The 8,138-nt window shown below is 44.9% G+C and carries 7 protein-coding genes; 2 read left to right on the top strand and 5 right to left on the bottom strand.

Going from position 1 to position 8,138, the window contains the following annotated elements:
- The 5 genes from CXF78_RS08185 to CXF78_RS08165 form a co-directional block, all read right to left on the bottom strand.
- Positions 1–285, bottom strand: a 285-nt coding sequence (locus CXF78_RS08185) for an anaerobic C4-dicarboxylate transporter family protein (RefSeq protein ID WP_308302243.1), incomplete at its 3' end; no start/stop codon positions are given.
- 221 nt (positions 286–506) lie between these two features.
- Positions 507–1,715, bottom strand: a complete 1,209-nt coding sequence (locus CXF78_RS08180; RefSeq protein ID WP_102036486.1) for a winged helix-turn-helix domain-containing protein — start codon at positions 1,713–1,715, stop codon at positions 507–509.
- A gap of 385 nt (positions 1,716–2,100) precedes the next feature.
- Entirely contained in the window at positions 2,101–4,113 is a 2,013-nt protein-coding gene (locus CXF78_RS08175) for a CocE/NonD family hydrolase (RefSeq protein WP_102036485.1), read from the bottom strand.
- A gap of 31 nt (positions 4,114–4,144) precedes the next feature.
- Entirely contained in the window at positions 4,145–5,431 is a 1,287-nt protein-coding gene (locus CXF78_RS08170; RefSeq protein WP_102036484.1) for an ATP-grasp domain-containing protein, read from the bottom strand.
- A 385-nt stretch (positions 5,432–5,816) separates the two neighbouring features.
- Positions 5,817–6,680, bottom strand: coding sequence for a YicC/YloC family endoribonuclease (locus CXF78_RS08165; protein WP_102036483.1), 864 nt, complete (start codon positions 6,678–6,680; stop codon positions 5,817–5,819).
- 176 nt (positions 6,681–6,856) lie between these two features.
- Here CXF78_RS08165 and rph point away from each other — a divergent pair, with 176 nt between their 5' ends.
- The gene (gene rph / locus CXF78_RS08160; RefSeq protein ID WP_011639245.1) at positions 6,857–7,570 is read left to right on the top strand and encodes a ribonuclease PH; all 714 of its coding nucleotides are present in this window, start codon (positions 6,857–6,859) and stop codon (positions 7,568–7,570) included.
- A gap of 72 nt (positions 7,571–7,642) precedes the next feature.
- Positions 7,643–8,138 (top strand): orotate phosphoribosyltransferase (pyrE, locus tag CXF78_RS08155; RefSeq protein ID WP_102036482.1); only part of this gene is annotated, 496 nt, incomplete at its 3' end.

Raw genomic sequence — 8,138 nt, 5'->3', positions numbered from 1 at the left:
ACATAGTGGGCCTAAAAAGACGATGTGCTCTGGATGTTTACGTAATAGTTTTTCAGCAAACTTTACCAACAGCTTTAAACCGCCTGTGGCCTCTAACGTCGCCGAAGCCGCCACTACGGCTAGAATAATTAACATTACACTAATAGGTGGCGCACCTGGTGCAACGCCAAATACAAATGCGAGTACCGATACACCTAACCCGCCCAATAAACCAAAGGCGATACCGCCATGGCGAATACCAACAAATATCACCGCTAATAACAGCAGCATGTGTATATAAAACATCGTGTTTTCTCCCCGCTTAGGTTTTTATGTAGGTTGTTATTATTTTTAGCCTTTTGAAGGTATCCCACTACATCTTTGGGGTTAGTGACGTAACTCAAGCTATTGAATTAGGTGTGGTAATAAATGTTTAAAACGTGAACAACATTACATACCGCTGCGTAAATAGTGTTGCGTCACTTTTGTCGGGGAGGGGAACGGTATTCGAAGTACAGAATATGCCGTTAACTACTCTGTTGACTTGCTTTGAGTAACATTTTAGCAATCGTTTTATCGTTACATTGTATTAGCTGCCAACGCTGGCAGTTGTTGAATGTGCAGTAGTGATTAATGGCCTCGATTAACGCAGAAACAAAATGCGCCTTATCATTTAATTCATCATGTTGGTTCGTCAATGTGCTCGTTTCAATGTGCAGGTTTTGCAGTAACAAACATTGGTTTTTACGGTCGGCTTTTACATCCACGCGGCCAACAAAACCGTCACGCCATAGAATGGGCAGTGAATAATAGCCGAATTGGCGTTTAGCCTCAGGCACATACACTTCTATTTGATAATCAAACCCAAACCATTGCCTAAGCTTTTGGCGTTGAATGACTAAATTATCAAACGGATTAAGTAGCCAGACTTTATTGGGAATAGCAGTGGGTAAGGTGAGCGTAGGTTGGTAGAAGTAAACGTGTTGTGTATTGGCGCTGGGGTCGGTAAAGCTGGCTATATCACCTTGTTCGCACAGTTGCGCTAATGTTTGGCTGAGTAGAGGTTTGAGGCCTTTGCGTAAATATTGTATTTGCTGCAAATTACCAAAACCATGCGCCGATAAATAACGCTGAATCAAGTGTTGGGCAAATTCTGTATCGCTAGGTGCTGTGGTGTCGATGTGCTTTGGGAGTACTCGCTCTGTTAAGTCGTACACCTTTTGAAACTTGTCGCGCTTAGCAACCATTAACTCGCCTTGCATAAACAACTGCTCAAGCGCTTTTTTAGCTGGTTTCCAATCCCACCAAGTGCCATTTTTAGTGTCTGACTCATGGGTGAACTGACTGGCTTTTAATGGACCTTCGGCGCTAATACGGGCTTTAACTTCGCGCATGACTTTATGTTCGGGCTCAAACCAATGCTTACCACCTTGTTGTAATTGCTGTTTGCGGTACAGGCTAAAACGGTAGTCTTCAATAGGCAGATAAGCAGCCGCATGGGACCAGTACTCAAACACGGTTTTATCGCCCATTGCTGCATCTAGCATGGTGGCAGAATATTCGGGCAGGCGACTGTGTAATACATGATGATGCGCGCGTTCAACCACATTAATAGAGTCAATTTGCACATAACTTAATTGCTGGACAAGCTTTGGCAATGACTCCAAAGGCAGTAATAAACCTTGCTGCTGCATATTGAGTTGGAGCCACTGTTTAGCTGAGTAGGGATTGGTCATTAAAGGCCTTTGCTGTAAGTGCTAATGCGTATAGATGCACAAGTGATGCATGGCATTGTAGACTGAAATTTACCTCAGAGTACACAAGCAGTTGGTGATAAGGCTGGTTAATGCTGGCGCGGATAGATAAAATTTTTTTTAGTCTGTTTTAGCATTTTCAAACGGCTTAATTTGGTATCCCTGTCTTTAATCATTTCCCCGCAGTTGGCTGCATATCGGTGTACCGATATGCAGCCCAAATAGGTTAAGTTTGTTTCTGTACTTGTTTCGTCCTTAATGCCTTTAGTACATCGTTCTGGGTTGTGTGTAGTGGCAACGTGATTGTGAATAATACGAGGATCTATTGAGGCGATACAGAATACCGGCCTAAATACCCACTTCAATATCAAACCAAGTTACGATTAATACGAAGGTTCCAGTTTTGCGAATAAACGCGCTTGTCTCCTTCATAAGCGTCTAGTTCTGCATCCAGATAAAAATAAAACTCATCGCAGTGCAGTAAGGTTCGAGTGACGGTCTCTACAGCCCAGTCACCTCGCTTAAACCCCCATCGCCAGAGAGTTTTACCCTGTGCCGATTGAAAGTCATCACGCTGATAGGAGTACCACTCATTCGCTTCGCGATTCACAATCAAGTCGATATCTTCGAGGAGGTAAGTACCGTTGTCGTTAATGACTTCTAAAGTAGACAAATCCTTGTCCAGTTCGCGGATTACTCGCCAGTTATGATGTCCTTCTATAAGTTGCTGCTTGGCACCACTTACGGAAGCCTCAGGATCAAGGAAAGTTATCGTTTCTTCACGTGGGATTCGACTCGGCAATATCACCCGACTGCAACCAGTGTAAATCTTGAGTTGTGTCGACTCTGCTGGAGGCCAAGCTAGCGGAAAATAAGAGGAAGAAATTGCAATTCGGATCCGGTGGCCCTTAGGGAAGGTCTGCGCGATACCGTTAAGCTGAAGCTTTACCCAATAGCGCTTATTTGGTTGCAGTGGAGTCGGATTTTCATGGCTATCTCTATGGGTCAGATTCAGCAGGCCGTATGTTACTCTCGAGCTTTTGTTGTCTGGATGCACATCCGATAGACGCACAGCGATCATTGCCATTGGCTTACTGGCCGATATTTCTAGCTCGATTACCACCGCGCCCATGATCTCAAGCGAGGTGTCCAGAGCTTCACTTGTGAAAACTAACGCGCCGCCTTCTTCTTCACGCTGATCATGGGGAAGATCTGGTGTTGTGCTATATGAACACCATTTACCCGCAAACAGACCATTACTTAATGGCGACTGCAAGCACAGTTCTTCCTCAGCAACTTCTGCGAATTCATCTACCAATCGATATTTATCAAGTTTGAAGGCAAGTGTACCAATATTGGATGACGGCCAAGATGGTTCGCTGACCCAGCGGCCAAAGCGTTGATGGTAAGACGTTGACGGAGGCATACTGTCCAGCATCCATGCCCGCAGCATGGGTTCGTCCATAATGCCGGTCTCAATTCCTTTCAACCATTTATCCCACCACCGCAGACATTCCTGCAAAAAACCAATTGCAGGGCCGGGCACGCCAATATGCGGGTATTTATGGCTCCAGGGGCCAATTAATCCTTGTCTCGGACCAGGTAAGTTGGTGAGCAGCCGAAAAACTGCATTACTGTAGCCATCTGCCCAGCCGCTGACAGCCATGACTGGGATCTGTACTTTAGAAAAATCTTCGCAAATTGAGCCATGTTGCCAATATTCGTCACGGTGTTGATGATTAAGCCAAGTATCGAGCCATAAGCCACTGCCTTTAAGGCGTTCAAACCACATGTCGCGCCACTTGTTACCGACAATTTGTGGATCCGGAGGTAAAGAGTTGTAAGCAAACATCGTCGAGGCCCAAGAAAGATTATCACCGAGCAGGCAGCCTCCCATATAGTGCACATCATCGGCGTAGCGATCATCAGTAGAGCAAACGCTGACGATAGCTTTAAGTTGCGGTGGTTGCATTGCCGCAATTTGCAAGCCATTGAATCCCCCCCATGAGATCCCATACATGCCAATATTGCCGTCGCACCATAGTTGCTTCTCAAGCCACTCAATAACAGTGATACCATCGTCGAGTTCCTGCTGCAGATATTCGTCCGTCAGCACACCTTCAGAGTCGCCACTACCACGGATATCCACACGGATACAGGCATAGCCGTGTCCGGCAAAATATGGATGCATGGTTTCATCACGTAATCTGACGCCATCACGTTTACGATAAGGAATAAACTCGAAAATAGCAGGCACAGGCTCAGTTTCAGCATTTTCTGGCATCCAGATGCGGGCTGAAAGACGAATGCCGTCGGCCATCGGGATCCAGCAATGTTCGATATGGCGGATTTTGTATGCGCAGTGCTTGGCAGCCGTCATATTTCCTCCTTATGGTTATCGCGCAGGTCATTTAAAGCAGTGGTACAAGTTCCAGCGGTAATGCCTGTTGTACATCATGATATTTCTGCAACAGTTCCTGTTCGCTATCACCACCGATAAATACAGTTGCGATCTCGTAGCTGTAACTGTCTTGATAATTAAGTTCACACAGGCGCATTCTCTCACGAACATGCAGCAGAATATCAGTGCCCGCGATACGCTGGGTAATGGCCTGTATTTCTTGCTCTGTGGGTATCCGTTTTACCAGTGCATCTGTATGTGTGCGCCACATAAACTTGGCCGAATATTTATATAAACCTCTACGATGGGGAAATACAGGTTGTTTACCTAAGGCCGAATCCAGCATTACCTGGTGATGTGACTTGCCATCGACGTTGCGAAATAATGGCGAATGGGACTTGGAAATACGGGTATTAATTTCCAGCAACCAGATATGGTCACTATCCTTGTCCCAGTAATATTCGATATTGAATGGACCATTATCAAAATCGATAGCGGTAAGGAAGCGCTCGGTGACGGCGATCATTTTGTCCTGAACCGTCTGTGGGATTGATGATGGATATTGATAGCGAGAAAAGCTGGAACCATGCTCACCTTCACGTATTGAGTCAACTGCTCCATAGACGCACAGTTTGCCATCAAAAACATAGCCTTCAAGCGTACATTGCTGGCCATGGGAGATTATTCCTTCGGCGATACAGTGATAGCCATCAACAGCGGCAATTTCATCTGGCAAGTCGGCAAATTGGAGTAAGTAGTTGAACGGCTTGGCAAAGCAGTAGATTTTTTTGCGGGTATCCATAATCGCCATTTCGAGTTCACTATCATTACGCACCATAAACCCAAGGTGTGATAAAACCGCTTTTACCGGCTTAAGCCAGAAAGGATAATCGAGGGTGATTTGCTGCTTATAATCATCTTTAAAAGGATCAACCGAGCAAAAGTTTGGGATGTATTCTGGGATGACTCGGCGCTGTTCCAACCGGCTCCAGTATTTATGCTCGCATTTGAGTACTGCTTCAAAGCTGGGAGAGGGTAAGCCTAAAGATTGGCACAATAGAGGGAGCATGGTGCTAACGGGGAAATCCAAATAGCCAACAATGGCATCTACGGAGCCAGGATAGCTATTCAATCGCGCTAAAGCGCCTTCATACAAGGTTTCGACCGGAAATTCTTTTCCTGTCTTTACCTCTGAATATTGATAAAGCTCATGAAAACAATATTCATGGGCAGAATCGAGCGAACGCATTAGGGAAAGGTTGAACTCGTCCGCACCAAAAACAAAAATATTTTTCATTTTTCGGCCCCCTGCTTTGTTATCCCTTCATTGCCATTAATAACTGTTCTTAACGAGATACTGTTTATTTTAACGGCATATATGAGGGTAGTTGATGGCGATCTGCTTGTCTATTAAATGGGGCGAAATTGGCCTAACTTAATTGCTCAATGCCTTATGTGCTTTGGGCTCTAGCACATTGATGCATAATTGACATTGATATGTATTAGCTTAAGTTCAAATGAATAACTAGATTTTTTAACCGTTATGACGAATCAAATTAGTCACCATTTTAGTCCTACTTTTTCACTCAATAGGAAACCGTCACACAAAGCGCTAAAAACAAAAAATCCGTAATAACATTTGTCATTACGGATTTTTTAGCATTTGAGAGCAGGGAGAAACGTTATTCTACATTTTGGATCTGCTCGCGCATTTGCTCAATCAATACTTTTAATTCAACTGCGGCTGAGGTGATCTCTGCGCTGATTGATTTTGAGGCTAGGGTGTTTGATTCGCGGTTAAACTCTTGCATCATAAAGTCTAAACGGCGGCCTTCGCTGCCCCCTTTCTTAAGAATACGGCGAGCTTCTGTTACATGAGCTTCAAGGCGGTCCATTTCTTCGGCGACATCTTGCTTTTGCGCCAATAACACCATTTCTTGTTCGATACGGGCAGGGTCTAATTCGCCTACGATATCGGCTAAGCGGTTAGTTAATTTGTCGCGTTGGTACTGCATCACGGTTGGCATGTGTTCACGCACAACGTTCACTTGCTCCATTACGCCGTCTAAACGGGTTAGTAGCATGTCTTTAATAGCCTCACCTTCACGGCCGCGAGCTTCGATAAACTGATCGATAGCACTGTCAAACGCGATCATTAAATCGGCACCTACGCTATCCATATCTTGCTCTGCTGCAGATAGAACGCCAGGCCAACGCAACACTTCAGTTAAGCTAAGTTCGCCTTGTCCTGCTTCTTGTTTTAACCAGTTTGCTGCGTTTAATAACTGCTTGGCTAAATCTTGATTCAGTTGTAATTCATTACTACTGTTGTCGGCGAGCTCGTAACGTAAATTAACTTCGATTTTGCCGCGATTAAGGCGTTTACGTAAGCGGTCGCGTAAGACAGGTTCAAAGCTGCGAAACTGCTCAGGTAGGCGCAGGTAGGTTTCTAGGTAGCGCTGGTTGACTGAACGGATTTCCCATGAGGCGGTGCCCCATTGTGCTTTGTGCTCGATACGAGCGTAGGCTGTCATGCTTTGGATCATGAAGTGTCCTGTTATATTATTACGCGAATGTGAGTTGATTATAGCCGTTTTAACCGACCGGATTAAAGGATTAGTCGATAGATTTGTCGCTTATCGCTGCTTACCATGGCATCTAACGGCGTGAAGCTCTATAATATGGGCTCAAATATGATATGAATTCGACTACAGGACTTTTCATGCGCCCAAGTAACCGTACACCAGCTCAAACTCGCCCTATCACTATTACGCGTTCTTTTACTGCACATGCTGAAGGCTCTGTTTTAGTTGAGTTTGGCGACACAAAAGTATTATGTACAGCAAGTTTCACAGAAGGCGTTCCACGTTTTCTTAAAGGCCAAGGCCAAGGTTGGGTAACCGCTGAATACGGTATGTTACCGCGTTCAACTCACAGCCGCATGGACCGTGAAGCGGCTCGTGGTAAGCAGTCTGGCCGTACCCAAGAAATTCAACGTTTAATTGGCCGTGCATTACGTGCCGCAGTAGACATGAAGTTGTTAGGTGAAAACACTATCGTTATCGATTGTGATGTTATTCAAGCCGATGGCGGTACGCGTACTGCGGCTATTACTGGTGCCTGTGTGGCGTTAGTTGATGCACTTAACTGGGCGCGTGGTAAAGGCATTATTAAAGCTAACCCACTTAAGTTTTTAATTGCTGCTGTTAGTGTTGGTATTTACAAAGGCGAAGCGATCAGTGATTTAGAATACATTGAAGACAGTGCTGCTGAAACTGACATGAACGTTGTGATGACAGAAACCGGTAAGATTATTGAAATTCAAGGTACTGCAGAAGGCGAACCATTTAGCCATGAAGAGTTACTTGAGTTGTTAGTGTTAGCTAAAAACAGTATTCGCGAAATTGTCGATGTGCAAAAAGCTGCATTAAGTTAATATGCTGTTGAAAAATGAGGACCGATTACGGTCCTTTTTTTTAATCTAAAATTTGATGAAAGAGGAATAACCGTGAAAGCCTATCAACGCGAATTTATTGAGTTTGCTTTAGCCCGCCAAGTATTACGTTTTGGTGAGTTTACCCTTAAATCTGGCCGTACGAGCCCGTACTTTTTCAATGCTGGATTGTTCAATACGGGTAAAGACTTAGCACGTTTAGGGCGCTTTTATGCAGCAGCGTTAATGGACTCGGGCATTGAATTCGATTTGTTATTTGGCCCAGCGTATAAAGGTATTCCGATTGCGACAACGACCGCTGTTGCCTTGTGCGATCATCACGATGTAGATATTCCTTACTGCTTTAACCGTAAAGAAGCCAAAACCCATGGTGAAGGTGGTAGTTTGGTGGGCAGCGAGCTAAAAGGCAAAGTGATGCTGGTGGATGATGTGATCACCGCAGGTACCGCTATTCGTGAATCGATGGAAATTATTAATGCTCACAATGCCCAACTTGCGGGTGTGTTGATTGCATTAGATCGTCAAGAGAAGGGCAAGGGCGAGTTGTCGG

It is taken from the genome of Shewanella sp. 11B5 (assembly GCF_002836795.1).
Lineage (GTDB): Bacteria > Pseudomonadota > Gammaproteobacteria > Enterobacterales > Shewanellaceae > Shewanella > Shewanella frigidimarina.
Note: the sequence above shows the minus strand (reverse complement) of the source record. Positions and strands in the feature narration are given on the sequence as shown.